This is a genomic window from Streptomyces sp. NPDC051315, assembly GCF_044455165.1.
GTDB lineage: Bacteria > Actinomycetota > Actinomycetes > Streptomycetales > Streptomycetaceae > Streptomyces.
The window spans coordinates 132,037-157,719 of record NZ_JBITEN010000016.1 but is presented as its reverse complement, the minus strand read 5'-3'; the positions used below and the strand labels follow the sequence as shown (position 1 = coordinate 157,719).

Sequence of the window (25,683 nt, the reverse complement as noted above, 5' to 3'; positions counted from 1 at the left end):
CTGCCTCTTCGTGCGCACCGGCCCGAGCGCCTGACCTGCTGGGTCAGGTGGTGAGCCTGCGGTAGCCGATGAGGGCTGCGGCGATGCCGACGAGGCAAGGAAGTGCTCGGCCTTGCATTCATAGCGGCGGTGCGGGCGTCGGCATCCGGCCAGCCAGGACACCGTCCTTTCGACGACCCAGCGGTGGCGGCCCAGCCGCTGTCAGGACTCGATGCCTTTGCGGGCGATGCGGCGGCGGATGCCTCGCTTGCGGAGCCATTTCCGCAGGTGGTCGTAGTCGTAGCCCTTGTCGGCATGGAGCTTGGCCGGAACGCCGGCGGCGGGGTCCGCGGCGGGAGCGGATGGGCGGGATCCCGCGCACGAGCGGCTTCAGGCCGAGGCTGTCGTGCAGGTTGGCGCCGGAGACACCCAGCGACAGCGGCAGACCGTTCCGGTCGGTGATCAGGTGGCTTTTCGACCCCTGCTTACCGCGGTCGGTCGGATTCGGTCCGGTCAGTGGCCCCTTTTACGGCTCTGGGGCTGACGGAGTCGATAGCGCACCGCGACCAGTCGAGCTCACCGCGGGCGCCGAGCTCGTCCGGGAGGATGTGATGGAGCCTGGCCCAGACCCGGTCCCGGCTCCACTGGGCGAAACGCCGGTAGACCGCCGGCCAGGCCGGGCCGAACACCGGGGGCAGCTGCCGCCATGAACACCCTGAGGTGACCACGAAGATGATCACCGCCAGGCCTTCGCGGTCACCGGCCCTCCACGGCATCGCCCGGCCTGCCGCGGTCCGCCAGAGCCTCGGCGGCCCGGCTCCGGTATGCGCGGAAACGGCGCAGGTACGACCGTGCCAGAGGGCCCGGCGGGACCCCCCGGGCGAAGGCTCGCATGTTGCGTTCGCCCGCGTTGTAGCCCAAGGCGAGGAGTTCGTCGCGGGTGTAGCGGCGCACGTGCCGCTTGGGAAGGCTCCGGTCGAGGTCCTTCAGGTGCAAGGTCGCCGCGTGGATGGCGAAAGCGGGATCGTCGCGAAGGTCCTGCCACCGCTCCGACAGGCCGTGCGTTCGCCGAACCCGCTCGAACGTCGCACGGTGCATGTTGGCCACTCCGAAGGCCGCCCCGGGCTTCCACCACTGCCACAGCCGCTCCAGCAGCGGATGGTGCGGCTTGTACGCCTCGTTGTGGAGCACGGTCATCACGAGCAGGGGCGACACTGCGGCCTCCTCCGCGCTGCGCACCACATACGCGGCGTAGTCGGCCGGATCGTAGCCACCGGGCCGCAACGGTGGCGTCCCAACGCCACCGCGGTCCACCGGTTGCGACCGTTGCTTCGACGCCGCCATCGACCGCTCGGCCATCCCCACTCACCTCTCCCCTGCCGCCTGCCCCGCCTGAACAGCAGGACGTCTGCCATCCCGAGGTGCGCGTGCCCGCGCGGACCGGCCTCAATCCAGCACACCGGACCGCCGATCCGCATCCCCCAGCCCGTGCACGCCGCCACGACACAACGATCGGCTGCACTCACAGGTCACATCACGAAGCGCCCCGATGCCGTCCGGCATCCCGCCAACGAGTCGCTGCCCCACGCCGCAGCTTGACCCGCAGGCGAACCCATCCGCCAACGGCACTCGAACACAGGCGCGCCAGCCCGCCCACCTCCATGCCCTGCCGCAGACACAGGCAGCACGTTCAAGCGTCGCCGCACGCAACAATCACCGGACCTGAACCCTGCACAGCGCAGATGACACGACCTGATCACCCAACCAGCTAACTGACAAACCCTCAGGCCAGCCCCTCACCCAGCTCAGCACCCACCATCCGTGCAGCTACTGACGCGCCACAATCCCCGTCCACAGACGCACCGCGAACTGATCAGCGCAGGCCAGACCACCAACGGCTGATCACAAAAACAGCTCACGGACAGCCGCGCTCACCCATCTCGGCATGGAATGGGCCTGACGCCGTCACCGTCCGGCTGCTGAGCCAAATGTTCTGTCGATCAGGCGTCAGAAAGGACAGAGCCGGCGTAGCGCCTTCAGGAGGGTGTTCATGGTCGTGCGCGCTCAGCCCGTGAGCTCCCGGGCTGACGCAGGTGGCGATGGTCGCGCCGTCTGCCGAGGGCTTCGGAGGACGGCGGGGCGGTGAGCGGGTGAGGTCACGGCTCACTCGAAGGCGGACGCACTCTTCTTCCGGCTGGCTGTTGCCCATGGGCCGAGGGCGAACCTGTCACCGTCCCGCCGTATTTCCAGGGCCCCTGCGCCACCGAAGTGCGCGGGAACGAGCAACTCCCTCTCGTCAGCCGCCCGCCCGAGAATCCGACGGCGGCTGGCCACCGCTTGTTCCGGGGCCAGGCAGACGCTGCTGTTGCAGCAGGGGTGCAGGATCTGCACCGGGCTGTGCAGCAGATCTCCGACGAAGACTGCCCGGTCGCTGCCGGATGCGAGTCGCAGCACGGATGAGCCGGGAGTGTGACCTGGCGCGGACTCCAGAGTGAGATGTTCGTCGATGCGGTGGAGGCCGTCCCACAGCACGGCCTGTCCGGCCTGGTGGATGGGCGCGATGCTGTCTTCGTAGATCAGGCGGTCGGCCTGCTGCGCGCCGTTCCCGTACGCGTTGTCCGGACCGTAGTGGAAGTCGTCGGCGGCCGGAATGAGGTACTGGGCGTTGGGGAACGCCGGTATCCACTGCTCGTCCGTGTCGACGGTGTTCCAGCCGACGTGGTCGACGTGGAGGTGGGTGTTGACGACGACGTCGACATCCTGCGGGCGGACACCGGCCCTCGCCAGGAGGCCGAGGAAATCACTCCGGGCGTGGTGGAACGTTCCCATGCCCGGTCGCTCGCGCCCGCTCCCCGCTCCGGTGTCGACCAGGACGGTCCGGCCCGCGCTGCGCAGCACCCAGCTCTGCAAAGCAAGCACCGTCAAGTCGCCGTTCGGCTCCCAGTGGTCCGGTGCCAGCCAGTCCTCGTTGTCCTTCCACACATCGGCGGCAGCTCCCGGGAACATGCCGGAGGTAGGCAGGAACGGCTCGTGCCACTCGACAACCCGGATGACCTCGACATCTCCCAGCACCATGCTCTGCACACTCTCGGTCTCGTTCATCACATGATCGACATTAAGGAAGGTCGAACGATCGTCTCAATACGCATCCAGCGCAAAAAAATACGCATGCATCTCACCCTTCATACCGGGATGTATCTTGGATGGATGGATGTGGTGAGCGATGCGATCTCTGCCGTGCACCTCGGGCGCCCCTGGTTCCATCGGCTGCGGACAAGCAGGAGCTGGTGCGCGCGACTGGACCCGTACGACGGCGCGGGCTTCTACGTCGTCCTCAAGGGCCACTGCTGGCTACTGACCGACGGCGGCGCCCCCATACCTCTCGGCGTGGGTGACGCGGTACTGCTGCCCCATGGCACAGGCCATGTGATCGCCGATTTCCCAGTCGATGCGGCGGTCGCGAAGAAGAAAGCGGTGACGTTCGAGCAATGGCTTGTGGAGACAGAGCCGCGAACACAGCACGATCGCTACGAGACAGAGATGCTCTGCGGCAAATACTGGCTCGACTGCAGCCGCATGCACCCACTCATGGCAGAGCTGCCTGAGGTCGTCCACCTTCCCAGCCGAGTAGGCAGCCACCTCGAACTCCGTGCCGCCATCGATCTGCTCGCCGGTGAGCTGGATGAGATCCGACCCGGCTCCTGCGTGGCGCTCCCGAGCCTGCTCGACCTCCTCCTCGTCTACATGATCCGCGCCTGGATGACCGAGGCCCCCAGCGGAGCCTGGCCCCGCGTACTGGGCGATCCGGTGGCGGCCGCCGCCCTGCGGGCGCTGCATTCGGACCCGGCCGCGCCGTGGAGCAATGACCGTCTGGCGGCGGAGGCGGGCGTCTCCCGTCCCACCCTGGCGCGCCGCTTCACCACCCTGGTCGGCCGCCCTCCGATGGCGTACCTCACCTGGTGGCGCGTGATCCGCGCCGCCACCCTGCTCCGCGACACCCCAGACACCCTGGCCACCATCGCCGGCCGAGTCGGCTACGGCAGCCCGTACGCGCTCTCACACGCCTTCCAACGGGAGTTCGGCACCACACCGGGGCGGTATCGAGCGCAGGCCGCGAGACGATCCGCTGACGTTCCCCCGGGCATCGCCCAGACCATGGTCCGCTTCACCGAGGACATCCCCACCGACAAGCTCGCCAAGCCCTCGGCTGCGGCCGTGCCGGCGGTCGGCGGCCCAACCGCCGCGGAGTAGGCACGGGCCCTTTTTCAGTGGCGGACGCTGGCGAAGAAACCCGAGTCGTCAGTGCTGCATCCAGCGCCAGTCCGGCATGGACGGCACATACGGCATGGAGGGCATGTGTGGCGTCCTGCTCATGGCCCGCTGCCACATCCCCCGGGCCTGTTCCTCGGGGCGCTGCTGTTCTCCGTGCAGCGCGTTGAGGACGAGCAGGCCTCCTGTCAGCGCCGGGATCGTCCACTGAAGGAAGGCGAGCTGCCGCTGCGCCTTGTCCGTGTCGACGGGGTGCGCCTCGGCCTTTGCGGTGTCTTCCGGGTCGCTGGAGGACGCCAGCTCGATCTTCTTGCCCAGTACCCGGCTGTACGCGGTGGCCGCCAGGGCGGCTCCGGTCAGAACTGTTTTTGCCACGGTGGAGGCGGCCACTCCCTGCTGGGTGGCAACCCGTGCCGCGTTCGCCGCGAGCAGCCCACTGCTGCCGACCAGATGGGTGCCGATGGCCGCGGCGTTCACCGGCGCCCACTTCGCCCAACCGGAGCTGGCGATCCGCGCGGTGATCGCCTGCGTTCCGCCTTCAGCTCGCGCCGCGCCGTTGAGGCCCACCGCGCCCATCAAAGAGCCGCCGAACCATGCGGCCAGCCCCAGGTCGTGCAGGCTGCGCATGACGGTATTGCGTTCCGACATCTCGTCTTTTCCTTTCGATGGACAGCGAGGCCAGCAGCACATCGGCACTGCGTCCACTGTTGCCCGAGACAAGTCAGGCCGCACCTCGAGCACCGGCGAACGGAGCACAGTCCGGAGCAGCCGTCGTGAGAGGCAGCCAATGAGCGACCCGGCCTGGCCGCGACACGCCGATGGGCCCCGCGGTGGTCCGCCGCTCGCCCGTCCATTCTTCGGCCCCGGAACGCTGTCGGCCCTGCCCACTACCGATCTCGAAGCCCTTGCCGTGCCCCTCCCATGGCAGCACCGTCACGATCGCCTGGGGTCGCGTTCTACGTCGCCGACTTCGCCTCGTACAACAACACCTACGGCACGATGGCGGCGTCATCGTGCTCCTGGTGTGACTGTTGATCACCAACATGGCGGAGTTGCTGCAACTCCTGCCCCTGCTGGACAAGGTCCCACCCGTGGCCGGCGTCGTCGGACGGCCACGCAGACGGCCGGACACGCTCTTCGCCGACCGCGGCTACGACCATGACAAGTACCGGCGGCTACTTACTGGTCACCGCCGACGAGCTGGAGCCGCACCGGGACGCGGATGGCTTCCTGCGCCTCGCCCTGACGGCCGAGGTCAACGGGCAGGTGGTCGGCGAGGACCTGCTGCCCCGCCGGCGGCAACGGCGGCTGCTTCGCCGAGCTGTGGGGCCGGCGCGGCGAGGGGACCCCGCCGCCGCTGAAGCCCGGCGACACGGTCTCCCTCACCGTCGGGGCATCGGCGGCACCATCACCGTCGTCTCCGGTGTCGAGCCCGTCCCGCTGCAGGCCGGCCGGCGCCGGTCCCGGGAGCGGCCGTGAGCGACCCACGTCCCGGGACGCTGCTCGGCAAGGTCATCGTGGTCACCGGCGCGGCCCGCGGCCAGGGCGCCACCGACGCCGGGGCGCTCACCCGCGAGGGCGCGCACGTCATCGCCACGACGTGACCGAGACGCCCGGCTGCCGCCGGCTCGACGTGACCAGCGAGCAGGACTGGGCCGCACTCGCGGCCGGGCTGCGGGAGTCGTACGGGCAGGTGCACGGCCTGGTCAACAACGCAGGCATCACCTGGCGGGCTCGCCTGGACGAGGTACGCCCCGCGGACATGGCCCGCGTCCACGCGCCGTCGACGTCACCGGTCCGCTCGTCGGCATCCAGCACCTCGCGCCGCTCATGCCGCCCGGTTCCTCCGTCGTCAACGTCGGCTCCTCGGCGGCCCTCACCGCCCGCTACCCGGTCGCCTGCACCGCAGCAAGTGGGCGCTGCGCGACCTGTGGAGGGCCGCCGCCCTGGAGCTGGGCCCGCGCGGCATCCGCGTCAACACGCTCCACCGCGGCTACATCGAGACCGGGACGACCGCCTCCGCCGCGCCCGCCTTCCGCAGGGCCAGCCTCCGCGGGACGCCGCTCGGCCGCCCCGGCACCGTCGGCGAGGTGGCACCGCTGGTGGTGTTCCTGCTGTCCGACGACACGTCGTTCATCAGCGGCGCCTGCATCCCGGTCGGCGGCGGGCTGACCGCGCACGGCGGCGTCAAGTCCGTCTCCGGCGCCCTGCGCGAGGGGACGCCGTGAAACGGCTGGAGGGGCGAGGGGGCGCTGACCTCCGGGACGGCGCGCGGCCGGGGCCGGGCCGCCGCGCTGCGGTTCGCCGCCGAGGGCGCATCGTGGCCGGCGGCGGCCTCCTGCCCGAGGGGAGGTCGCCGGCCCTTCGGCCGCGAGGGGACAGCGGCTACCGGTCGACGCCGTCACGGCCCGGTGGGGTTGCGGTGCCCTCGGCGGCGCGGCGGCGGGCGTCCTCGTCGGTGCGGGCGTCATAGCTGATGAGCTTCGGCAGCGCGGCAGCGAGCAGGCCCACCGCCGCGACGCACGCGAGTCCGCCCGTCCAGATCGCGGGGCGGACGCCGGTCCAGCCGGCCATCGCCCCGGCGCGGACCTGACCCAACTGCGGGCCGACGCTGTAGGAGAGGACCTCGATGCCGGCGAGCCGGCCGCGCAACCGGTCCGGGATGGTCTGGTTCCAGATGGTGGAGCGGCCCAGTCCGCTCAGCATGTCCCCCGCTCCCGCCAGCCCGAGGCACAGCAGCACCAGCCAGACGTCCGTCGTCCAGCCGGCCGCCGCCATCGCCAGGCCCCAGCCGGCCGCGCCGAACACCACCAGCAGGCCGTGCCGCCGCGTCCCGGACACCCAGCCGCTGGTCAGGCTGACCAGCAGCGACCCGACGGATCCCGCCGCGTACATCAGGCCCAGCGACCAGTCGGCGTCGAGCTCGTCGGCGAGGAAGGGGAAGACGGTGTTGGGGAAGGCGAAGAACATCGCCGCCAGGTCGACCGCGTAGGTGCCCAGCAGCACCGGCCGGGACCAGGCGTACCGGGCCCCCTCCGCGATGCCGCGCAGCGACGGCCTGGCCGCCTGCTCGACCGGTGGCACCGGCGCCAGCCGGCGGCACATCAGGACCGACACCGTGAAGCTCACCACCGTGATGGCGTACGCGGTGCTGTTGCCCGCGTACGCGACGACGAGACCCGCCAGCGCCGGTCCGGCGATCGCGCCGGTCTGCCAGCGCAGCGAGTTCAGCGCGGCCGCGGCGGCGAGCTGGTCGTGCGGGACGATCCGGGCCAGCAGCGAGTCCAGGGCCGGCCGCTGGAGTCCGGCGAGTGCCGCGACACCGGCCGCGACCACGTACAGCGGCCACAGCATGGGGCTGGGCAGCAGCGCGTTCAGCAGCAGGACGGCGGCCAGCAGTCCCAGTCCCGCCTCGGTCAGCACGATGACCTTGCGCCGGTCCACGGCGTCGGCGAGTGCCCCGCCGTACAGGCCGAAGACCATGAGCGGCACCAGTTCCACGGCGCCCATCGCCCCCACCGCGAGCGGTGAGCCGGTCAGTTCCTTGATCTGCAGCGGCAGCGCGATCAGCGCCATCACGCTGCCGACGTGGGTGACGACACCCTGCGTCCAGAGCAGGCGGAAGTCGCGGGAGGAGCGCCAGGGCGAGAGGTCGGGGAGTACGGCGGCGAGTTTGGCGTGCATGGTCAGCGGCTCCCGGCCGACTCCGACGCGGGGGCGGCTTCCGTGTCCCCGGTCGTCGCGTGGTGGCGTCCGATCGGCAGGACGAGGGGCTTGCCCGAGACCGGGTCCTCGATGACGCGGCTGTCCATGCCGTAGACGGCCCGGACCGTGTCCTCGGTCATCACCTCCTCGGGCGTTCCGGCGGCGTGCAGCCGTCCGGCGGCCAGGGCGACGAGCCGGTCCGCGTAGCGGGCGGCCAGGTTGAGGTCGTGCAGGACCATGACGATCGTGGTGCCGCGGGTCCGGTTCAGGTCGGTCAGCAGGTCGAGGACCTCGATCTGGTGGCTGATGTCGAGGAACGTGGTGGGCTCGTCGAGCAGCAGCAGGTCGGTCTGCTGGGCCAGCGCCATCGCGATCCACACGCGCTGGCGCTGGCCGCCTGATAGTTCGTCGACCGCCCGGTCCACCAGGTCCGTCGTGTGGGTGGCCTCCAGCGCGGCGGCGACCGCGGCGTCGTCCTGGGCCGTCCAGCGGGAGAAGGCCCGCTGGTGGGGGTGGCGGCCCCGGCCGACCAGGTCGAGGACGGTGATGCCCTCGGGGGTGACCGGTGACTGCGGCAACAGCCCGAGGGTGCGGGCGAGTTCCCTGGCCGGGGTGCGGTGGACCTCCTTGCCGTCCAGGACGACCCGGCCGGTGCGCGGGACGAGCAGCCGGGACATCGAGCGCAGCAGCGTCGACTTGCCGCAGGCGTTGGCGCCGACGATCACCGTGATGCGCCCGGCCGCGAGGGTCAGGTCCAGGCCCTCGATGACGGCGCGGTCGCCGTAGCCGAGCGTGAGGTCCTCGGTGGCGAGGGTGTGGGACGCGGTCACAGTGAGCCTCCGGCCCGGTTGGTGCGGACGATCAGGTAGACGAGGTAGGGGGCGCCGAGGACGCCGGTGACGACGCCCACGGGGTAGCGGGTGTCGAAGGCGTACTGGCCGGTGAGGTCGGCGACCAGGACGAGCAGGGAGCCGACCAGGCCGGCCGGCACCAGCAGGGAGCCGCCGGCTCCGGTGAGCCGGGCGGCGATCGGCCCGGAGAGGAACGCGACGAAGGCGATCGGTCCGGCCGCCGCCGTGGCGAACGCGATCAGCCCGACGGCGGCGACGATCACGGTGACGCGGGTGCGTTCGACGCGGACGCCGAGCGCGGAGGCCGTGTCGTCGCCCAGGCTCAGCGCGCTCAGGTTGCGGCCCTGGAACAGCAGCACCGGGCCGAGCGCCAGCACGGCCAGGACGGTGGGCGCGGTCTCCTCCCAGGTGGTGCCGTTGAGGCTGCCGGTGAGCCAGCGCATCGCCGCCTGGAGGTCCCACTCACCGGCCCGGGACAGGACGTAGGAGGTGACGCTGTCGAGCAGGGCGGCGATGCCGATGCCGATCAGGATGAGCCGAGTGCCGGCGACACCGTCGCGGAACGCGAGGACGTACACCAGCAGCGCCACCCCGAGCGCGGCGGCGATCGCCAGCGTGGACACCTGGGTCTCGCTCAGCGAGAAGGTGACGATGGCGATGGCCGCCGCCGCGCTCGCCCCCGCGCTGATGCCGATGATGTCAGGGCTGGCGAGCGGGTTGCGGAGCATCGTCTGGAAGGTGACGCCGGCCATGCCGAAGCTGAACCCGGCGGTCAGGGCGAGCACCGCGCGCGGCAGCCGTAGCGTGCCGACGGTGAAGGAGGCGCCCGGCACCTGCTCGCCCGTGATCACGCGCAGCACGTCGGAGGCCGGGTAGAAGGTGTGACCGGCCATGAGAGTGGTGGCGAACGCGGCGAAGACGAGGACCAGCAGGGCGCAGACGATCAGCCGTCGCCGGTACGCACGTCGGACCCGCGTGCGGGTGACCGTGCGCAGTGTGGGCGGGGCGGTGACGACGGGGGCGCTCACAGTGATCTGACCTTCTGCCGACGGACGATGTGGATGAAGAAGGGGGCGCCGACGAACGCGGTCACGATGCCCACCTCGATCTCGGACGGCCGGGCCACGACCCGCCCCACCACGTCGGCGACCGTCAGCAGAACGGCGCCGCTCAGCGCGGAGAACGGCAGCAGCCAGCGGTGGTCCACGCCCACCAGCAGCCGGCAGGCGTGCGGTACGACGAGTCCGACGAAGGCGATCGGGCCGGCGACGGCGGTGGACGCGCCGCACAGCACGACCGCGCCGAGCGCGGCGCCGGCCCGCACGAGGGCCACCCGCTCGCCGAGTCCGGCGGCCAGCTCGTCGCCCAGGGCGAGGGAGTTGAGGGCGCGGGCGGAGGCCAGGCAGACGACGAGGCCGACGGCGAGGAACGGCAGGACGCTGCCGAGCTGCGCGTGGGTGGCGCCGCCGACGCCGCCGATCTGCCACAGCCGGAAGGTGTCGGAGATGTCGTTGCGCGGCAGGACGACGGCGCTGACCAGTGAGGCGAGCGCGGCCGAGGTGGCGGCACCGGCGAGGGCCAGCTTCAGCGGGGTGGCGCCGCCCCGGCCCAGCGAGCCGACGGCGTACACGAACCCCGCGGTCACGGCCGCTCCGGTCATCGCCGCCCAGATGTATCCGGACACCGACGCCAGGCCGAAGTGGGCGATGCCGGTGACCACGGCGAGCGAGGCGCCCATGTTGACGCCGAGGATGCCGGGGTCGGCCAGCGGGTTGCGGGTGACGCCCTGCATGACCGCGCCGGACAGGCCCAGGGCGGCGCCCACGACGACGGCGAGGAGGGTGCGCGGTACGCGGTTGGCGACCGCCGCCTCCTCCAGGCTGGCCTGCGCTCCGCCGAGCGCCGCCCAGACGTCGGCCCAGGCGACGTCGCGGGAGCCGAAGGCGAGGGAGGCCGTCATGGCGGCGAGCAGGACCGCGGCGACGACGAGGAGCCAGGTGACGCGCACGCGCGCCGGACGCCGCAGCGGGGCGGTGTCCGGCGCGGGCCGGGTCTCGGTGACGGTCACGCTGCCTTGTCCGCGGCCTCGGCGAGCGCCTTCACGTAGTCCTCCAGGACGTACGGGATGGACAGCGGGGTCGGGTTGGCGGCGGTGGCCAGCGGGGTGCTGCCGGGCAGCAGGTAGATGGAGTCCCGCTTCACGGCGGCCAGCTTGGAGGTGAGCGGGTCCTTCTTGAGGGCCTTCAGCAGCTCGCCCTTGTCGTCCCCGTAGCCGGTGATGATGTCGACGTCGTTGAAGTCGTCGATGTGCTCGGCGCTCTTGGTGAGGACGAACTTCTTCGTCGACGCGGACGGTCCGGAGACGCTGGCGGGGATCTTCAGGCCGAGGTCGGTGAAGAACTGCGTGCGGGTGTCGTGGGTGGTGTAGAAGCCGACCTGGCTGACGTTCTTGGACGACACGTGCGTCATGAACATCGCCGTCTTCCCCTTGAGCTGGGGGTACTTCGCGGCGGTCTTCTCGATCTGCCCCTCGAGGTCGGCGATCAGTTCGTCGCCCTCGTCGGCCAGTCCGATGGCCTTGCTGTTGAGGCGGATGATGTCGCGCCACGGGGTCGCCCAGGCGGCCTCGGGGTAGGCCACGACGGGGGCGATCTGGCTGAGGGTCTCGTAGTCCTGCTCGGTCAGCCCGGAGTACGAGGCGAGGATGACGTCGGGCTTGGTGTCGGCGACGGCCTCGAAGTCGATGCCGTCCGTCTCGTCGAACAGCACCGGGGTCTTGGCGTTCAGTTCCTTGAGCCGCTTCTCGACCCAGGGCAGCACGCCGTCGCCGTCGTCGTCGCCGAAGTTGGCCCTGGCCATGCCGACGGGGACGACGCCGAGGGCGAGCGGCACCTCGTCGTTGGCCCAGTTCACGGTGGCGACGCGCTGGGGCTTGGAGGGGATCTCGGTGGTCCCGAGCGCGTGCTTGATCGTCACGGGGAACTGGCCGGCGCCGTCGGCACCGGCGGAACTGCTGTCGTCCTTGTCTCCGGACCCGCTGCCGCAGGCGGTGAGTCCGAACAGGAGGGCCGCCGCGAGGGCGAGCGCACGGAGGCGTGGGGTTCTCATCGACCCGGTTTCACTTTCGGTCGGGGGTGCCGGGACTCGCACGTCCGGACCATGGACTGTGGGTCGTGGAGCAGGGCACCGGACTTGCGACGGCAAGTTAGGTAAGGCTTGCCTGCACAGAGTATGGAGCGATGGCGCGCTGATCAATCGAGCCTTTTCGACAGCCCTTGTAGCGATCGGGACACGCGGGCGGGTGGCTCCGCCGCAGGGGAGGCGTCCGCCCCGACGTTCTCAGCGCGCCCGGAACCTTTCTCAGCGCGCCCGGAACCTGCCGGGCGTCATGCCGGTCGTCCGCCGGAAGGCCGCGCCGAAGGCGCTCGCCGAGCGGTAGCCGACCGCGTCGGCCACCACGTCGACCTCGTGTCCGAGGGAGAGGAGCTGCACGGCGTGCTGGGCCCGGACCGAGGCGACCCAGCGGGCGAAACTCGTGCCCGTCTCGGCACGGAAGGCGCGGGTCAGCGTGCGCGCGCTGCAGCCGAGGGCGGCGGCCCAGCCGGCCAGTGTCCGCTGGTCGGCCGGGTCGGCCCGCACTCCGTCCACGATCGGCCGCAGCAACGCGGACGTGGGCAACTGCACCAGCAGCGCCCGGGGCGACGGCCGCAGGACGTCGAGCACCATCGCCTCGGTCACGGCCCGGGAGCGCGGCGGCAGTTCCGCCTCTTCGAGCCGCTCCAGGAGCAGCCGGAGCAGCGGGGTGATCTCCACGGCCACCGGCTCGTCGGGCAGCGCCGACTCCGTGCCGTGCCGGAAGAAGTGGGCGCGGTAGGAGGTGCCCGCGACCGCGGAGGCGGAGTGCAGCTGCCCGGCCGGCATCCACAGTCCCAGCGTCGGTGTGATGCACCACACCTGGGAGCCGACCACGGCGGTGGACGTGCCGCGCTCGTTCCAGAGGAGTTCGTGCCACGGGTGCGAGTGCTCGTTCCACGCGGTGTCGGCGTCGACGACCTCCTCGTACCCCTGGATCACGAAGGGCACGTCCACCTCTCCGGCGGCGAGCGTCGGCAGGTCCCTGGTGACACGCATGCGGCCAGGCTAACCGGAGCCGGATCTTCACGGCCGCGCGTCCCGCCTCGGGCGGCGCCCGAGGGACCGGACCAGCGCCGGACCGCGGCGCCGGAGGGAGGCGGATCCATCCCGGCCACCGGGTCGAGCGGTCCGCTGCCGACCCCGGCGTCCGGCGCCGACGGAGCACCGGTCCCCCGGCGGCCTCCATCGCCCTCCGAACGTGGACCCTCGCCCGTCGGCCCCGACTCTCGTGCTGTGGCCGGTCTCCGCTCTCGTTCGCGGCAAGTACATGGAGAGCTCCACACATCACCGTTCACGGACCTCGGAGGCGTTGCGCAGCTTCGCCCCCACCCACTTTGCCTTCGATAGCGACGCCCATGGTCGACGGTGTGGTTGTCGAGGCCTTTGCGGCCGCCCTGCGGTTGTCGCCGTCGGCGCGCACACCGAGGCGGGACAGGATCACGGAGGTCGGTCCACAGGCCCGCACGGCCTCCCGGCCGTTCTTGTCACCGCGACGGACGTGATCACCGCTGCGGCGGCGTCGGGTCGGCACCGGTGATTTCACGGATCCTCGCTGCCGGAAGCACCGCTTGAATCGGCATGGTTCGACTCCCGCACGATCTCCGGCGCCGGACGCACGGAACATACCCGGGCGCCCGGCACGACGACGCGCCGACACCGCTGCGGGCGGCCGGCGCGGCCAGAAGGGATCAGTCATGCCATCGCTCCCCAGTCTGCGCCTGCGCCTGCTCGGCGCGGCCACCGCCGGCCTCGTCGCAATAGGGGCCACCAGCGCACTCTCCGGCCCTGCTTCCGCCGCCACCCAGGTCTACAGCGAGAACTTCTCCGCAGGGCTGGGGACCTTCATCTCCACCGGCTCCGTCAGCACCGCCACGGGAGCGGCGCGGCTGAGCGGCTCATTGCTCACCGATCCGTCCCTCACCTCCGCGCCCATCGCCCTGGCCGGCTACAGCGGCATCTCGGTGTCGTACACCCGGACGGCGTCCGGGCTCGACCTCGGTGAGGCCTTCACGGTCGCCTACTCCGTCGACGGTGGCGCGTTCACCACGCTCGAGTCCTCACGTACCGCCTCGGGCGCGACGTCGTTCCAGCTGCCCTCGTCGGTCGACGGCCGCACCGTGCGGCTCCGCTTCTCGTTGGAGGCCGGCAGCGCGCTGGAGACGCTGACCGTCGACGACGTCCTCGTCCAGGCGGCGGGCGGCGGGAGCGGCGGACCGACCGATCCGCCGGGCGGAACGCTGCCCCCGGTGACCGACGTGACCGCGCCGGGGCCGTACACGGTGACCATCGACACGAGCTCCGGTCCCGGTAACGACGGGTGGCTGGTGTACCCGGCGAACGCCGGCCAGAACGACGTGAACCACCCGGTCCTCGTCTGGGGTCCCGGCGCGGGTTCCGACCCGGCCGCCTACGAGGACATGCTGCGCCAGTGGGCCTCGCACGGGTTCGTCGTCTACAGCGAGGTCTCCTCCAGCAGCGGCGAGTACATGGTCGACGCCCTGGACTGGATCGAGGACCAGAACGCGAACCCGAGCAGTCCGCTGTACCAGGACATCGACACCTCCGAGGTGGCATTTGGCGGCCACTCCCGTGGCTCGATCGGCACCTTCGACGTGGCGGACGAGCCGCGGCTGGAGACCACGATCCACGTGGCCGGCGGCTCCTTCGACGGCAACGGGCCGGACAACCTGCGCAACCCCGCCCTCTACATCGGCGGCGACGACGACTTCGCGACCTCCAACGTGGAGCGGGACTACGCCAACACGGACGTGCCGGTATGGTTCAACATTCTGAACAACACCGACCACATCGCCGCCACCCGCAACGGGCAGCACATCATCACCGCCTGGCTGCGGTGGCACCTGGCCGACGAGGAGTTCCGTCGTACGCGGGATTTCCTGAGCTCCGGCTGCACCTTCTGCGGCCTCGGCGAGGCGCAGTACAAGAACTGGTGATCGGCGGAAGGGCACCGGCGGCCACCGCCGGTGCCCTTCGGCGTCAACCCCCTCAACGGCGCAACGGATCCGGCCTTCTGTCGCGGGGAAGAGGCTGTCACCCGGTGTCGTCGACTCGGTTCCTCGGGCGTGGCCCCGACCCGTCCGCGGAACAGGTCGGACACGCCGCCCGAGCCGCCACCCGTCACGGTGGTCCTCCCCGACGGCCAGACCTTCTCCGGGGGAAAGCCTGTAGCGCGCGAAGCCGAAGGCCGGGATGCCGAACCGAGCGCCTGCGTGCTGGACGCCAGAGCATCAAGACCTCCGCCCAAGTGCCCGCGGCCGGCCAAGGCTACGCTGCCTGCGCTGACTGGGGCGCCGCAGTCCTTGTGAGTCGCCTCGCGGAGCACACGAAATACACCGGCTGTTCCTTGGTCGACAACACCGAGGTGAGCGAGCTCCGCAAGCCTCAGACGCAGCTCATCGGAGTACCGCACGGCATCCGCGTCGAACTGATCGAGGTTCAAACGGCTTTCCATCGCCGCCTCGTGGGCCCGGCGTAGGAGGTCCAACCACTGGTCCATGACAGTTCTGGCAGCGACGTACCGACCGATGTCTACGGTCTTCAGTCCGCAACGCACGCTCGCTTCGAGCCCGCCTCCGTTCCACCTGGAGTGGACCGAAGTAGGCCACCGCTGCTCCCGCTGCGGTACCAGCGAGACCACAGATCGCTCCGAGCAATGCCGTATCCATGTATCCCCGCTTCATCCCGGTCGTCAGCGTCAACCAGAGACCGCACCCAGGCGGGAGTATGCCGTGGAAGCAGGGCACCCAACGGTTAGTGGCTGGAAACAGCGCTGCTGGGCGAGCTCGGCAGGCACGGGGCCTGCCGGTTCACCCAACTGCGCAGGCACGTCGGAGTTGCGGCCCTCCCAGTAGCCGAAGCCGCCGTCGGGGTTCTGCAGGCCCCGGAGCCAGACAGGATGCACGCCGACGCGTCCGCGCACGCACAGCGCAAGCCCTCCTCGTCCGGGGAGGGCTTGCGCTGTGCGTCGATACGGAGCGGGAGCTCCTCAGGTGTAGGCGAGCAGGCGGCCGGACGCGATCACTCCACTCCACACCAGGATCGACACGGTGGCCGCCGTCTTCGCTCTCGCGGGCGTCGGGACCTCGATGTCCCAGCCGTCCACCCGGCGGTAGGCCCCCCAGTGGAAGACGGCGATGTTGACGCCCGCCACCATCAGCAGGCTCAGCTTCCAGGGAGCCGCGCCGCTGTTGCCGACCGCCACGGCACCGGAGACGAACATCACCAGACCGCTGGTGACCGCGATCGCGAATCCGAGGCGGGCCAGCGGCAGCAGATGCCGGGCGGCCGCCGTGACGGGCAGCATCTGGCGGCCGACCCCGAGAAGCCGGAGGTCGAACGCCAGGGCGGGGCCGACGAGCAGCGCGATACCGAGGATGTGCACGCTCTCCAGCGACGAGTACACCAGGGGTGTCGTCCGGACCGCGTCGCCCAGGCTGGACCGTTCGAGCCAGGTGAAGAACTCATTCATGGTTCACGCCTTGTTGGCGCGGCGCACCACGTAGTACCCGCCCCCCGCGAAGAGGAGCAGAACGGCACCGCCGGTCACCAGCCAGACGGTCGCGTCGGACGAGTCGGCGGCGGGGGCGGCACTGCGCCCCTGTTCCGCGGCCTGGCCGTCGGCTCCGGAACCCGTCGGCTCCGCCCCGCCCTCCTCGGGCGCGGGCTCGGGGGCTACCGGCAGGGGGACGGACCGCTGGCGCACCGCCTGCCCGTCCTCCCGGACGATCATCTCGGGGCGCAGCTCGTCGTCGTGGTCACGGTCCAGGTACCCGACGACCTCCAGCTTCTCCCCCTCCTCCACCCGGCCTTCCATCCCCCAGGCGGACAGCCGCTCGATGGGGGCGAGGATCAGGGTCAGCTCGTCGCTCGAACCGGAGTAGGAGCGAGTCGCCTCCATGACCTGCCGGCCGCCGATGTCCTCGAGGTCCGAGGGGATGTCACGGTCGGCCCAGCCCTGAGGCACCTCTTTGTCCTCGATGCGCAGCGTCACCTCGGGGTGCGGGTTGCCCCACCTCACGCCGGTCACGGTGCCGGATGCGTAGTAGGGCGCGGTCGTGTCGTAGTGCTCCCAGCCGTGGTGGGCGGCCGCCGGGCCTGCGGGCGCCAGGGCGAGAACGACTGCGGCACCGGTCGTGGCCAGAACGGAAGCGGAGGATCGAGGTCGCATGCTCCACAGTGTGATCGGCCGCGCCGGCCGAACCTTTGATTGTTCATCAGATACGACCTCTGTGATTGCATGGAGGTATGAATCTTGAACAGATGCGCTACATCGTGGTATTGGCGGAGGAGCTCCACTTCGGCCGCACGGCCCGGCGTCTCGGCCTTCAACAACCGACGCTGAGCCAACAGGTACGCAAGCTGGAGGACGAGTTGGGCGTCTCCCTCTTCGAGAGGACCACCCGGGAGGTCAGCATCACCGCCGCAGGTGAGAGCTTTGTGGCCGAAGCCCGCCGCGCCCTCCACCACGTCGAGAGAGCCCAACTGGCCGCCCGGCAGACAGGGCGCGGTGATGTGGGCGAACTCTCCCTGGGTTTCGTGGGATCGGCCGTCCCCGAGCTCATCCCCCGTCTGCTGCGCCGGTTCCGACGGGTGTATCCGGGCGTCGAGTTACAGGTGCGGGAGCTGCCCAGCGCCCGCCAGATCGAGGAACTGCTCGCCGGGCGCATCGATGTGGGCATCCTGCACGCCTGGGGTGAGAGCGAGATATCGGAGGGCGTGGCGAGCCAGGAGATCTTCCGTGACGTCCTGGTCGCGGCGCTGCCCCGCCGGCATCCTCTGGCACCCACCGTCCTGCTGCCCACGGCCAAGCTGGCCAGTGAACCGTTCATCATGTTCCCCCGTCGCATGGGACCGGCGCTGCACGACCGGATCACGAGTCTGGCCCGGGCCGCCGGGTTCGAGATCCAGGTGTCGCAGGAAGCGGGCCACATGCAGACCATCATCGGGCTGGTCGCGGCCGAGGTGGGCGTTTCCATCGTCCCGCGCACCATGGCGGCGTTGCGGCAACCGGGCGTGGAGTTCCGGCAGCTCACCCCCAAACCCGAGCCGTTGCCCCTGCAACTGGTGTGGCGCCGGAGGGAGACGAGCCCCGTGGTGCGCAATTTCAGAGCGGTGCTCAGTTCGGACTCCCCCGCCGTCCGAGGGCACAACGACAGCTGATCTTCGTGAGGGGCGGCACCTCGGGCGGCGCCTCCCGCCGTTAGACGGTGCGGGCGTGATGCCGGCGCGGGCGTCGGGCGTCGGGCAGCGCGTCCTCGCCGCGTCGGCGCTCGGAGCCGCGGTGGAGTTGTCCATCACGGACAAGCGCAAGGTCTGGAAGGTCGGCAAGGTCGCCGGCCTTGGCGTTCGACAGCGAATCCAGTCGTTCGGGATTCCTTGTCAGCGAACCTGGTCGCTCTCGGGTCCGATGTCCTTGATCCTGGTCGGAGTTCCGTCCGGGGCGAACGAGTCGTGGAAGGTGAAGGCGTGCGGCGCGGGGCCGTGGTCGTGGAGGTGCTCCAGCCTGGAAACCCCGTCCTGCCAGGTGGGTATCACGCCGTCGGAGACCCACCAGAACACGTAACTCGGGTGTTCCGTCCTCTCGAACCAGTCGTAACGCCTGTTCAGCGCCCCACGGTGCAGACCGGTGTAGACGGCGTCGAAGGCGGGGCGCAGGTCGGTCCAGAGTGAGAGGGTCGTGGCCAGGGCGGTGGTTTCCAGCGTACGGCCCTTGCCGTACCAGGTCGGTACGGCGAACTCTCCCCATGCACCCCAGTCCGCCTCGAAGAGCATGCCCCGGTCACCGTCTGCCGCTTCGGCACGCGCGAGGTATCCGGGGTGCTGACTGATCTCCCGGTAGACGGCCTCACCAATGTCGTAGAACTCGCTCGTGAGAGGTGCGGGATCGGCGAGAGGTGACTTCAGGACACCGAATGTGTACAGAGCAAGATGGGGCATGCGTCTCTCCCTGGTTGGTGCTGCCTGGCGTGGACCGGTTCGGTGGCTTGCGCATGGGGCCGAGGGTTCGTGGGGCGTGACCGACTCATCCCGTCGCGGGTGGCCAGCCTGAAGTAGCCCCTGTGCGACCGTGGGCGCCCGCCGAAGGCCAGGCAAAGGTAGCTGCCTCTGCGAGCCATGTCGAAGTTGCGATTTCCCTGTCCACGTGGCCTCTTGCACAGGTCCTTGCGGGGATGCCATGTACGATGCCGGCCTCGATCAGCTACATCGACGCCAACGGGTCGGTGACCAACACTGCGAGCCCGGGTGGTGCGCTCACCGCGACCGAGTACGACGTCTACGGCAACCGGTCACCGAACTGATCCTTGCTCAGCGCGAGTTGGCGTTGAGCAACGGATCCGACGAGCTGACAGCCCTCGGCCTCGCAGACCTGTCCACGGCCGACCGGGCCGGGCAGTTCAGCACCGCGATGGAGTACTCCGCCGACGGCACCCCGGACGAGTACGGTCCCCTGCACCGGATCACCCTGGCCGAGAAGCTGACCGGTACCACCACCGAGTCGACGCTCGCCGCCGGGACGGTGATCCCGGCCCGCGCCCACACGTCGTACGCCTACGACGAGAACAAGGCGAGCGCCGCGACGGTCTCCGACCTGGTCACCTCCTCCCCCACGGGCGCGACCATCGCGGGCTACGCCACCGACGCGGAGACCAAGACCACGACGACCACCTACGACTGGTCCACGGGCGCGGAGCCGGCCGTCCGTACGGCGACACGACCAGCCCGCCCCGTTCGGCCAGGCGCCTCGCCGTGGACCGCACCCCCTCGGTCTTCGCCGGCACCAACTACACGCCCAGCCCGGACGCGATCTCCTTCGCCGACATCCTCTCGCCCGCCTTGCGGACCGGACTCCACCAGCTCCACGATCCGCCGGTGATCCAGCGCGAGCGCCTCCGCCGACATCCTCTCCCCGAAGTGCGGCACGATCACCCCCGCGACCGGCACCTTCACCGCTTTGGCCGCCGTCACGGGCTCAGGCGCCTCCGGTACGGGCGCTTCCGCCGCATCACCCGGGGTGACCTGGGCCTCGGCCCTCCACCCGAGCGAACTCCCGGCGTGCCAGGACCGCCTCGGCCGCGGCGAGTTCGGACAGGATCCGGTCCGCCTCCGCCTGAAGCTCCTCCATCCGCACTCGGGCAGCGGCCTCCCGCTCCTCCAGCGAACCCATCACCGACGCCACCGGCCACCTCCGCACCGTCGGGGAGGAACTGATCACCCGAACGCTCCCACGACGACACTGAAACCATGCCTGAACAGGAAAATCAGTGATCACATTGGGAAAGACAACGGCTTCTCACTCGTCACCAGGGGCGGCGAGGGGAGCTGGGTTGAATCCTTTGGTGATGAGCCGGACGGCAAGTGTGACTTCCCAGGCGAATACGGGAATCGCCATGACCGACCCCACCAGGGAGACCTGCTCGTAGAGCCCGAACATCACAGCGGTCGCCGAAGCGCAGATCAACGAGCCCCCGACAAGTCCCAGGACCGCGATGAACCGTGGCACGAGCCCAGAGCGGTACATCAAACCCGCCAGAACCAGCGAGTTCGCCCCCAGGATGAAGTTGGGCCCGAAAAGGAACGTCCAGTCATGGATCGCTACGAGCGTTTCGCCGGCCGTGACGAGAGACCCGGTATCGGCGCCCGGCGTTCGCGCGAAGTCTCTGCTCAGCGTCACGACCGACAGGACGCTGACGATGCCGACGACGATGACGGCGGCTTCAAGAAGGCGAGCGCAGACATAGCCCAGGGCGGCCCCCTCGTTCTGCCTCTTGATGATCGGATACAGCGTGACCGCGGTGCCGATGACAGCTGTCACGAGGACGATCTCGAACAGCGCCCCCAGGAACACCCGAGTGTCGGCGCCGGAGCCGACGACGTACTCGGCGCCGTCCAGAGCGGGGCCGTACAGCGCCAGCCCGCCGATCGCGGAAACCTCGGTGAGAAGGAAGAACACACCCGCGACAACAGCGGTCTTTCTCGTTGAGTCCACCTGGACCCTCCACCCCATAAGTGGTGTACGGCGTACACCTGCAACCGAGCGTAAGCGTACGCCGTACACTCGTCAAGGTGGGAATCCGGTTCACGAAGGATCAATCAGGGAGCTGATCGGACATGGCCCAGCAGACGGAGGCAGTGCGCCGGGCGCCTCTGAGCAGGGACCGAGTGCTGCGCGCCGCTGTCGCGCTTGCCGATGAAATCGGGATCGAAGCGCTCAGCATGCGAAAGCTCGCGCAGGAGCTGGGTGTGGTGCCGATGGCCCTCTACAAGCACGTCGCCAACAAGGACCAGCTCCTGGACGGCATGGTCGATGTCGTCGTCGGCGAGATCGACCCTCCGGCGACGGAGTCCGACTGGAAGAGCGCGGTCCGACAGAGGATCCTCTCGGCGCGACGAGCTCTCCTGGGCCACTCCTGGGCGGCGCAAGTGGTGCAATCGCGAGCCCGCCCGACGCCGGCCGTGCTCGCGTACATGGACTCGGTGATCGGAATATTCCGGACCGGCGGCTTCTCCGTCGATCTGACGCACCATGTGATGCACACCCTGGGCAGCCGGATGCTGGGGTTCACCCAGGAGCTGTTCGACGCCTCACCGAGCCCCGATCCTGAGGCGCAGGCGGTCGTGGCCCCTGCGGATGCCGGGAAGTTCCCCTACGTGACGGAGCTGGCCAGGGCAGTCGCCCACGACGAGGAATCCGTCGTGGGCCAAGGCTGTGACGATCAGTTCGAGTTCGAGTTCGCGCTGGACCTCCTCCTCGACGGATTCGAACGACTCCGTCAGCAGGGGTGGACTTCCGCCAACCCTTCGGGGACAAGTCCGCCTAACTGATCGTTTCAGAATGAGGTTCGCAGGCGACTGAGGCATATGAGGCCGCAGGCCGGCTCGAGCAGGCCCTGGTGGAGATCAGCGCGTCGCTCGTAGCGGATACGGAGCCGTTTGAGCTGGTGCAGCCAGGCGAAGGCACACTCGACCACCCAACGCACCGTGCCCAGTCCTGAGCCGTGGGCGACCCCGCGTCTGGTGATCACCGGCTTGACGTCGCGCTTCCACGGCAGGCGGCGGTACTTCTCGAAGTCGTAGCCCCGGTCGGCGTACAGGCGCCGGGGCTCGCGGCCGGGGCGTCCCCACAGGCCCCGGATCGACGGGACCGCGTCCAGCAACGGCAGGAGCTGGGTGACGTCGTGCCGGTTGCCGCCGGCTCGCGCACGGAGCTGCGGAACACGAACGTCCTGAGCACGTCCCGTGGGTGACCTCACCACGCCCACGGGATGACCCGATTCCTCGCCAAGCCTGAAAGGGGACGTGGCCGGCTCCGTAGACGATGGCCACCCGGATCGGCTCGTCGGCGCGCTCCGCGTGGATCTCGCCGAGCGCGTCGAGCAACCGTTTGTCGCGCCGACCGGTCATCGCATGCTGCCCAGGATCGTCGGCCATCATCTCCGCCCGCAGAGTCGACGGCAGATCGTCGACTACGTCGGCTGATGCCCGCGGCAGGCCGGGCAGGCCACCTCATCCATCTCCCGCCACCCAGCCACTCGTCCTGGTCCGCCGGCGGTGATCACCCGACGCGACAGCCGAGTTCCTGCCCTACCCACACGAAGAGTCGGAACGGCCCGCCGAGAAGGCCACGGACTGTCAGGAAGTGCCGAGAAGGGCCAGTCAGCCGAGTTTGAGGAGGCCGGCTTCGACGACGGCGCGGCCGAAAGGGCTCGCGAGTTCGGCGAGGCGTTCGCAGTCGGCGTCACCCAGGGCGGCGTAGGCCGCAAGGGCCAGGCGGTCGGTGCGGTCCTCGATGTGCCGGCGCAGGCGTACGCCTTCCGGGCTGAGGGAGTCGCCGTCGAGGAGACCTCGCTTGCGCAGGCGCTCCTCGGTGTCGGCCCACTCCTCCTCGGGCCATGCGCGGCTCGCCTTGAGAAAGTCGACGGGAACCTCACCGGTGGCGGCGTGCAGAACCAGGGCCTCCAAGCCCCCGACGCCCTCGCTCAGCAGGCACGCGACATGCCCGTCTCCGCGGAACTCCCGGAGCAGCGTCTGGGCGTGCCACAGCTGCAGTACCGGCTCCTCCGGCCAAGGCAGCGCGGCATGCGCGGCGAACAGCGGGCGGCCCTGCGCGTGTTCGCAGGCCGCCTCGGCGGCCCGGCGGGTCAGCGCCAGGACCTCGTCCAGGGCGGGCAACCCGTGGATGCCCGCCCGTCGCAGAGCATCGCCCGCAGCGGCGTACCGCGCGTCCAGCACCTGCTGCGGCGTCGTTGTGTCCCAGGCCCCGTCGACCGCCTGCCGTACGAAACCGGGATTGAAGTTGTAGAAGGTCGAGATGACCAGCTCGGCGGAGGCTCGGCCGAACGCGGCGCTGCGGGAGGTGAAGTACCCGGCGCGTCCGCTCAGTCCGAGGTCCGCGTACCGTCGCCTTGCCTCGGGGGCGAAGTAGATCATGGCGTGTACGGGCTCGAGTCGGCGCCAGGCCGCGCGCGCTGTCTTCATGCGGTCACCTCTTCGGGGAGTCGACGGACGGGGTGTTCGCTGCGGGCTCAGCACTCGCCGTGCGCTCGCAGGTGTTCCAGCACCAGGCGGCTCAGCGTTTCGGGCGCCTCCTCGGGGACCCAGTGGCTGACGCCCCGCAGGGTCTCGAACCGGTACGGCCCGTTGACCCACCGGCCGGTCTCCTGTGCGGCGGCCGGGCCGAACGCGCTGTCCTCCGTGCTCCAGACGTACAGCGTGGGCACGTCGATGGCGCCGATCCCGCCGTCCGGGCGGCCGGCCCGGTACCAGTTCAGCGCCGCGGTGAGAGCGCCCGGCTGGGACAGGTGCCGCACGTAGGCCTCGGCACTGTCCTGCGGGATCTTTCCGGCGTAAGCGGCCCGAAGCTCCTCGGCGTCGTTGGCGAGCATGCGCTCTTCGGTCGCGGGCGTTTCGCGCCAGTCGATCATATAGCGCGATCGTTCGCGCTGGTCCTGGTCGGTGCGCAGGGTGGTGGCCAGAGCGCCGGGGTGCGGGGTCGAGACAACCGTCAGGGTGCGTACGCGGCCAGGGTGGGCATCGGCGGTCCACCACGCCACCGCCCCTCCCCAGTCATGCCCGACCAGGTCGAAGGCCGCCCAGCCCAGTTCCTCCGTGATGGCGACCACATCGTCGACCAGGACACTGATGCGGTATTCCTCCGGCCGCCCGGGGCGGGCCCTGGGGGAATACCCACGCTGGTCGGGGGCGACCACCCGGTAGCCGTGCGCGGCCAACGCCGCGATCTGCCGTTGCCACACCAGCCCGGTCTGTGGGAAGCCGTGCAGAAGCAGCACTGGGCGGCCCTCGGACGGACCGGCCGCGATCGCGTCGAACACGCCCGCAGCGGTGGAGATGCTCAGCTCGGCCACGATCCAACCCCTTCATGCCGGATGCCGGTCGGTTCGGACAGTGATTGAACTTGACGCCGGGTTCAACTATAAACGACCGGGAGGCCGGCTCCCATCCCCCCTGCGGGCCGTGGCGCCCGTCATCGGCGAACCAGACCGACAGGAAGCAGTGAGGCGACATGAGGGAAGCAGTCATCGTTTCGACGGCCAGGACGCCGATCGGGAAGGCGTACCGCGGTGCGTTCAACGACACCCAGGCACAGGAACTCGCCGCCCACGCCCTTTCGCACGCGGTACGGCGCGCGGGGCTCGAGGGAGGTGAGGTCGAGGATGTGATCCTCGGCTGCGCCGTGCAGCAGGGGTCCTCCGGTGGCAATGTCGCGCGTCAGGCCGTCCTTCGTGCCGGACTTCCGGACACCGTGTCGGGGATGACGATCGACCGGCAGTGCTCGTCGGGCCTGATGGCCATTGCGACGGCCGCCAAGCAGATCGTCGGTGACGGCATGCAGGTCGCTGTCGGCGGCGGTGTCGAGTCGATCTCCCTGGTGCAGAACGACCACATGAACACCCACCGCATGGCGGATCCGTGGCTGGTCGAGCACAAGCCGAGCATCTACCTGCCGATGCTGCACACGGCGGAGATCGTCGCCGAACGCTACGGCGTGAGTCGGGAACGCCAGGACGAGTTCGCGCTGGTGTCGCAGCAGCGCACCGCGGCGGCGCAGGAGGCCGGCCGGTTCGACCAGGAGATCGTCGCGCTCGCCAGCGTCAAGAAGATCCTGGACAAGCAGTCCGGGGAGGTGCGGGAGGAGGCTGTGACCCTGACCCGGGACGAGGGCAACCGCGCGTCGACGACGCTCGAGGGCCTGGCCGGGTTGGCGCCGGTGCTGCCGGACGGTCGGGTGAGCGCGCGTTCCAGCGTGACGGCGGGGAACTCCTCGCAGTTGTCGGACGGCGCCTCGGCATCGGTGTTGATGGAGTCGAGGGAGGCCGAGCGCCGTGGACTGGAACCGCTGGGCGTCTACCGGGGTATGACCGTTGCCGGTTGCGGGCCGGACGAGATGGGCATCGGCCCGGTGTTCGCCATTCCGAAGCTGCTGAAGCAGCACAACCTCACCGTCGACGACATCGGCCTGTGGGAACTCAACGAGGCCTTCGCCTCCCAGGCGCTGTACTGCCGTGACGAACTGCACATCGACCCGGAGCGGTTCAACGTCAATGGCGGCGCCATCTCGGTCGGTCATCCGTACGGAATGACCGGTGCCCGGCTGGTGGGGCACGCCCTCATCGAGGGCAAGCGCCGGGGTGTCCGGTATGTGGTGATCTCCATGTGTGTCGGCGGCGGCATGGGCGCAGCCGGACTGTTCGAGGTCGCCTGAGGT

The 25,683-nt window shown here is 70.1% G+C and carries 24 protein-coding genes and 4 pseudogenes; 10 read left to right on the top strand and 18 right to left on the bottom strand.

The genetic code is table 11. The features are described 5' to 3' along the window. Positions 1-43: 43 nt before the first annotated feature. The 3 genes and pseudogenes from ACIBBD_RS28120 to ACIBBD_RS28110 all read right to left on the bottom strand — a co-directional run bounded on the left by ACIBBD_RS28120 (position 44) and on the right by ACIBBD_RS28110 (position 3,081). Positions 44-755, bottom strand: a pseudogene (locus tag ACIBBD_RS28120) (IS5 family transposase). Further along, positions 736-1,338, bottom strand: a complete 603-nt coding sequence (locus ACIBBD_RS28115; protein WP_399422370.1) for a transglycosylase SLT domain-containing protein — start codon at positions 1,336-1,338, stop codon at positions 736-738. The pseudogene ACIBBD_RS28120 and the gene ACIBBD_RS28115 overlap by 20 nt, the downstream one beginning before the upstream one ends. An 804-nt stretch (positions 1,339-2,142) precedes the next feature. Beyond that, the gene (locus ACIBBD_RS28110) at positions 2,143-3,081 is read right to left on the bottom strand and encodes an MBL fold metallo-hydrolase (RefSeq protein WP_399422369.1); all 939 of its coding nucleotides are present in this window, start codon (positions 3,079-3,081) and stop codon (positions 2,143-2,145) included. A 105-nt stretch (positions 3,082-3,186) separates the two neighbouring features. On the opposite strand from ACIBBD_RS28110, the gene ACIBBD_RS28105 reads away from it, so the two are divergent. Continuing rightward, entirely contained in the window at positions 3,187-4,230 is a 1,044-nt protein-coding gene (locus ACIBBD_RS28105; protein WP_399422431.1) for a cupin domain-containing protein, read from the top strand. 48 nt (positions 4,231-4,278) lie between these two features. Here the strand turns inward: ACIBBD_RS28105 and ACIBBD_RS28100 are convergent, their stop codons facing one another. Next, positions 4,279-4,896 carry a hypothetical protein gene (locus ACIBBD_RS28100; RefSeq protein WP_399422368.1) on the bottom strand — a complete coding sequence of 206 codons (618 nt, stop codon included), beginning with the start codon at positions 4,894-4,896 and terminating at the stop codon, positions 4,279-4,281. A 407-nt stretch (positions 4,897-5,303) separates the two neighbouring features. Here ACIBBD_RS28100 and ACIBBD_RS28095 point away from each other — a divergent pair. From ACIBBD_RS28095 to ACIBBD_RS28085, 3 genes and pseudogenes are all read left to right on the top strand, one after another. After that, a pseudogene (locus tag ACIBBD_RS28095) lies at positions 5,304-5,420 on the top strand (IS5/IS1182 family transposase); the annotation flags it as partial. Further along, positions 5,407-5,727 carry a hypothetical protein gene (locus ACIBBD_RS28090; protein WP_399422434.1) on the top strand — a complete coding sequence of 107 codons (321 nt, stop codon included), beginning with the start codon at positions 5,407-5,409 and terminating at the stop codon, positions 5,725-5,727. The pseudogene ACIBBD_RS28095 and the gene ACIBBD_RS28090, both read left to right, overlap by 14 nt. Next, positions 5,724-6,476 (top strand): annotated as a pseudogene (locus ACIBBD_RS28085) (SDR family NAD(P)-dependent oxidoreductase). The gene ACIBBD_RS28090 and the pseudogene ACIBBD_RS28085 overlap by 4 nt, the downstream one beginning before the upstream one ends. Positions 6,477-6,633: 157 nt before the next feature. On the opposite strand, the gene ACIBBD_RS28080 reads toward ACIBBD_RS28085, so the two are convergent. From ACIBBD_RS28080 to ACIBBD_RS28055, 6 genes are all read right to left on the bottom strand, one after another. After that, complete coding sequence (locus tag ACIBBD_RS28080) at positions 6,634-7,932, bottom strand: MFS transporter (RefSeq protein ID WP_399422367.1); 1,299 nt, start codon at positions 7,930-7,932, stop codon at positions 6,634-6,636. A gap of 2 nt (positions 7,933-7,934) precedes the next feature. After that, on the bottom strand, positions 7,935-8,783 hold the full coding sequence (locus tag ACIBBD_RS28075) for an ABC transporter ATP-binding protein (RefSeq protein ID WP_399422366.1): 849 nt from the start codon (positions 8,781-8,783) through the stop codon (positions 7,935-7,937). Further along, positions 8,780-9,832, bottom strand: a complete 1,053-nt coding sequence (locus ACIBBD_RS28070; RefSeq protein ID WP_399422365.1) for a FecCD family ABC transporter permease — start codon at positions 9,830-9,832, stop codon at positions 8,780-8,782. Before ACIBBD_RS28070 ends, ACIBBD_RS28075 begins: the two co-directional genes overlap by 4 nt. Continuing rightward, on the bottom strand, positions 9,829-10,872 hold the full coding sequence (locus ACIBBD_RS28065; protein ID WP_399422364.1) for a FecCD family ABC transporter permease: 1,044 nt from the start codon (positions 10,870-10,872) through the stop codon (positions 9,829-9,831). The genes ACIBBD_RS28070 and ACIBBD_RS28065 overlap by 4 nt, the downstream gene beginning before the upstream one ends. Continuing rightward, positions 10,869-11,912: an iron-siderophore ABC transporter substrate-binding protein gene (locus ACIBBD_RS28060; protein ID WP_399422363.1), complete on the bottom strand. Its 1,044-nt coding sequence runs from the start codon at positions 11,910-11,912 to the stop codon at positions 10,869-10,871. Before ACIBBD_RS28060 ends, ACIBBD_RS28065 begins: the two co-directional genes overlap by 4 nt. 252 nt (positions 11,913-12,164) lie before the next feature. Next, entirely contained in the window at positions 12,165-12,935 is a 771-nt protein-coding gene (locus ACIBBD_RS28055) for an AraC family transcriptional regulator (protein ID WP_399422362.1), read from the bottom strand. Between the two features lie 698 nt (positions 12,936-13,633). On the opposite strand from ACIBBD_RS28055, the gene ACIBBD_RS28050 reads away from it, so the two are divergent. Next, positions 13,634-14,893: a hypothetical protein gene (locus tag ACIBBD_RS28050; RefSeq protein WP_399422361.1), complete on the top strand. Its 1,260-nt coding sequence runs from the start codon at positions 13,634-13,636 to the stop codon at positions 14,891-14,893. A gap of 1,052 nt (positions 14,894-15,945) precedes the next feature. Here the strand turns inward: ACIBBD_RS28050 and ACIBBD_RS28045 are convergent. Together ACIBBD_RS28045 and ACIBBD_RS28040 are read right to left on the bottom strand one after the other, a co-directional pair. Next, positions 15,946-16,428 (bottom strand): DUF6644 family protein, encoded by a 483-nt coding sequence (locus tag ACIBBD_RS28045; protein ID WP_399422360.1) that lies wholly within the window; start codon positions 16,426-16,428, stop codon positions 15,946-15,948. A gap of 3 nt (positions 16,429-16,431) precedes the next feature. Then, positions 16,432-17,127 (bottom strand): DUF6152 family protein, encoded by a 696-nt coding sequence (locus ACIBBD_RS28040; RefSeq protein ID WP_399422359.1) that lies wholly within the window; start codon positions 17,125-17,127, stop codon positions 16,432-16,434. A 77-nt stretch (positions 17,128-17,204) separates the two neighbouring features. Here ACIBBD_RS28040 and ACIBBD_RS28035 point away from each other — a divergent pair, with 77 nt between their 5' ends. Beyond that, a complete protein-coding gene (locus ACIBBD_RS28035) occupies positions 17,205-18,119 on the top strand; it encodes a LysR substrate-binding domain-containing protein (RefSeq protein WP_399422358.1) in 915 nt (304 codons plus the stop codon). A 219-nt stretch (positions 18,120-18,338) separates the two neighbouring features. Here ACIBBD_RS28035 and ACIBBD_RS28030 read toward each other — a convergent pair whose 3' ends face one another. Further along, positions 18,339-18,896 carry a DUF3291 domain-containing protein gene (locus ACIBBD_RS28030; protein WP_399422357.1) on the bottom strand — a complete coding sequence of 186 codons (558 nt, stop codon included), beginning with the start codon at positions 18,894-18,896 and terminating at the stop codon, positions 18,339-18,341. Between the two features lie 385 nt (positions 18,897-19,281). Between ACIBBD_RS28030 and ACIBBD_RS28025 the strand changes: the two genes are divergently transcribed. Continuing rightward, complete coding sequence (locus ACIBBD_RS28025) at positions 19,282-19,833, top strand: hypothetical protein (RefSeq protein WP_399422356.1); 552 nt, start codon at positions 19,282-19,284, stop codon at positions 19,831-19,833. Positions 19,834-19,962: 129 nt separating this feature from the next. Here ACIBBD_RS28025 and ACIBBD_RS28020 read toward each other — a convergent pair whose 3' ends face one another. Both ACIBBD_RS28020 and ACIBBD_RS28015 read right to left on the bottom strand, forming a co-directional pair. Next, complete coding sequence (locus ACIBBD_RS28020) at positions 19,963-20,172, bottom strand: hypothetical protein (protein WP_399422355.1); 210 nt, start codon at positions 20,170-20,172, stop codon at positions 19,963-19,965. Positions 20,173-20,250: 78 nt separating this feature from the next. After that, on the bottom strand, positions 20,251-20,946 hold the full coding sequence (locus tag ACIBBD_RS28015) for a DUF4386 domain-containing protein (protein WP_399422354.1): 696 nt from the start codon (positions 20,944-20,946) through the stop codon (positions 20,251-20,253). A 122-nt stretch (positions 20,947-21,068) separates the two neighbouring features. On the opposite strand from ACIBBD_RS28015, the gene ACIBBD_RS28010 reads away from it, so the two are divergent. Further along, on the top strand, positions 21,069-21,782 hold the full coding sequence (locus ACIBBD_RS28010; protein ID WP_399422353.1) for a TetR/AcrR family transcriptional regulator C-terminal domain-containing protein: 714 nt from the start codon (positions 21,069-21,071) through the stop codon (positions 21,780-21,782). A gap of 5 nt (positions 21,783-21,787) precedes the next feature. On the opposite strand, the pseudogene ACIBBD_RS28005 reads toward ACIBBD_RS28010, so the two are convergent. Beyond that, positions 21,788-22,153: pseudogene (locus ACIBBD_RS28005) on the bottom strand (transposase); the annotation flags it as partial. 103 nt (positions 22,154-22,256) lie between these two features. On the opposite strand from ACIBBD_RS28005, the gene ACIBBD_RS28000 reads away from it, so the two are divergent. Further along, complete coding sequence (locus ACIBBD_RS28000; RefSeq protein ID WP_399422352.1) at positions 22,257-22,436, top strand: hypothetical protein; 180 nt, start codon at positions 22,257-22,259, stop codon at positions 22,434-22,436. 177 nt (positions 22,437-22,613) lie between these two features. Here the strand turns inward: ACIBBD_RS28000 and ACIBBD_RS27995 are convergent, their stop codons facing one another. After that, positions 22,614-23,435: a hypothetical protein gene (locus ACIBBD_RS27995; protein ID WP_399422351.1), complete on the bottom strand. Its 822-nt coding sequence runs from the start codon at positions 23,433-23,435 to the stop codon at positions 22,614-22,616. A 47-nt stretch (positions 23,436-23,482) separates the two neighbouring features. After that, positions 23,483-24,322 carry an alpha/beta fold hydrolase gene (locus ACIBBD_RS27990; protein WP_399422350.1) on the bottom strand — a complete coding sequence of 280 codons (840 nt, stop codon included), beginning with the start codon at positions 24,320-24,322 and terminating at the stop codon, positions 23,483-23,485. A 158-nt stretch (positions 24,323-24,480) separates the two neighbouring features. On the opposite strand from ACIBBD_RS27990, the gene ACIBBD_RS27985 reads away from it, so the two are divergent. Then, the gene (locus ACIBBD_RS27985; protein ID WP_399422349.1) at positions 24,481-25,680 is read left to right on the top strand and encodes an acetyl-CoA C-acyltransferase; all 1,200 of its coding nucleotides are present in this window, start codon (positions 24,481-24,483) and stop codon (positions 25,678-25,680) included. Positions 25,681-25,683: the final 3 nt, after the last annotated feature.

Excerpts from the sequence above, each read along its gene's own strand:
- ACIBBD_RS28090 (WP_399422434.1), top strand. The coding sequence starts at position 5,407 with ATGACAAGTACCGGCGGCTACTTACTGGTCACCGCCGACGAGCTGGAG.
- ACIBBD_RS28110 (WP_399422369.1), bottom strand. The coding sequence starts at position 3,081 with ATGAACGAGACCGAGAGTGTGCAGAGCATGGTGCTGGGAGATGTCGAG.
- ACIBBD_RS28030 (WP_399422357.1), bottom strand. The coding sequence starts at position 18,896 with ATGCCCCATCTTGCTCTGTACACATTCGGTGTCCTGAAGTCACCTCTC.
- ACIBBD_RS28100 (WP_399422368.1), bottom strand. The coding sequence starts at position 4,896 with ATGTCGGAACGCAATACCGTCATGCGCAGCCTGCACGACCTGGGGCTG.
- ACIBBD_RS27985 (WP_399422349.1), top strand. The coding sequence starts at position 24,481 with ATGAGGGAAGCAGTCATCGTTTCGACGGCCAGGACGCCGATCGGGAAG.
- ACIBBD_RS28050 (WP_399422361.1), top strand. The coding sequence starts at position 13,634 with ATGCCATCGCTCCCCAGTCTGCGCCTGCGCCTGCTCGGCGCGGCCACC.
- ACIBBD_RS28035 (WP_399422358.1), top strand. The coding sequence starts at position 17,205 with ATGAATCTTGAACAGATGCGCTACATCGTGGTATTGGCGGAGGAGCTC.
- ACIBBD_RS28040 (WP_399422359.1), bottom strand. The coding sequence starts at position 17,127 with ATGCGACCTCGATCCTCCGCTTCCGTTCTGGCCACGACCGGTGCCGCA.
- ACIBBD_RS28010 (WP_399422353.1), top strand. The coding sequence starts at position 21,069 with ATGGCCCAGCAGACGGAGGCAGTGCGCCGGGCGCCTCTGAGCAGGGAC.
- ACIBBD_RS28115 (WP_399422370.1), bottom strand. The coding sequence starts at position 1,338 with ATGGCCGAGCGGTCGATGGCGGCGTCGAAGCAACGGTCGCAACCGGTG.
- ACIBBD_RS28105 (WP_399422431.1), top strand. The coding sequence starts at position 3,187 with ATGGATGTGGTGAGCGATGCGATCTCTGCCGTGCACCTCGGGCGCCCC.
- ACIBBD_RS28080 (WP_399422367.1), bottom strand. The coding sequence starts at position 7,932 with ATGCACGCCAAACTCGCCGCCGTACTCCCCGACCTCTCGCCCTGGCGC.
- ACIBBD_RS28060 (WP_399422363.1), bottom strand. The coding sequence starts at position 11,912 with ATGAGAACCCCACGCCTCCGTGCGCTCGCCCTCGCGGCGGCCCTCCTG.
- ACIBBD_RS28045 (WP_399422360.1), bottom strand. The coding sequence starts at position 16,428 with ATGAATGAGTTCTTCACCTGGCTCGAACGGTCCAGCCTGGGCGACGCG.
- ACIBBD_RS27995 (WP_399422351.1), bottom strand. The coding sequence starts at position 23,435 with ATGAAGACAGCGCGCGCGGCCTGGCGCCGACTCGAGCCCGTACACGCC.
- ACIBBD_RS28055 (WP_399422362.1), bottom strand. The coding sequence starts at position 12,935 with ATGCGTGTCACCAGGGACCTGCCGACGCTCGCCGCCGGAGAGGTGGAC.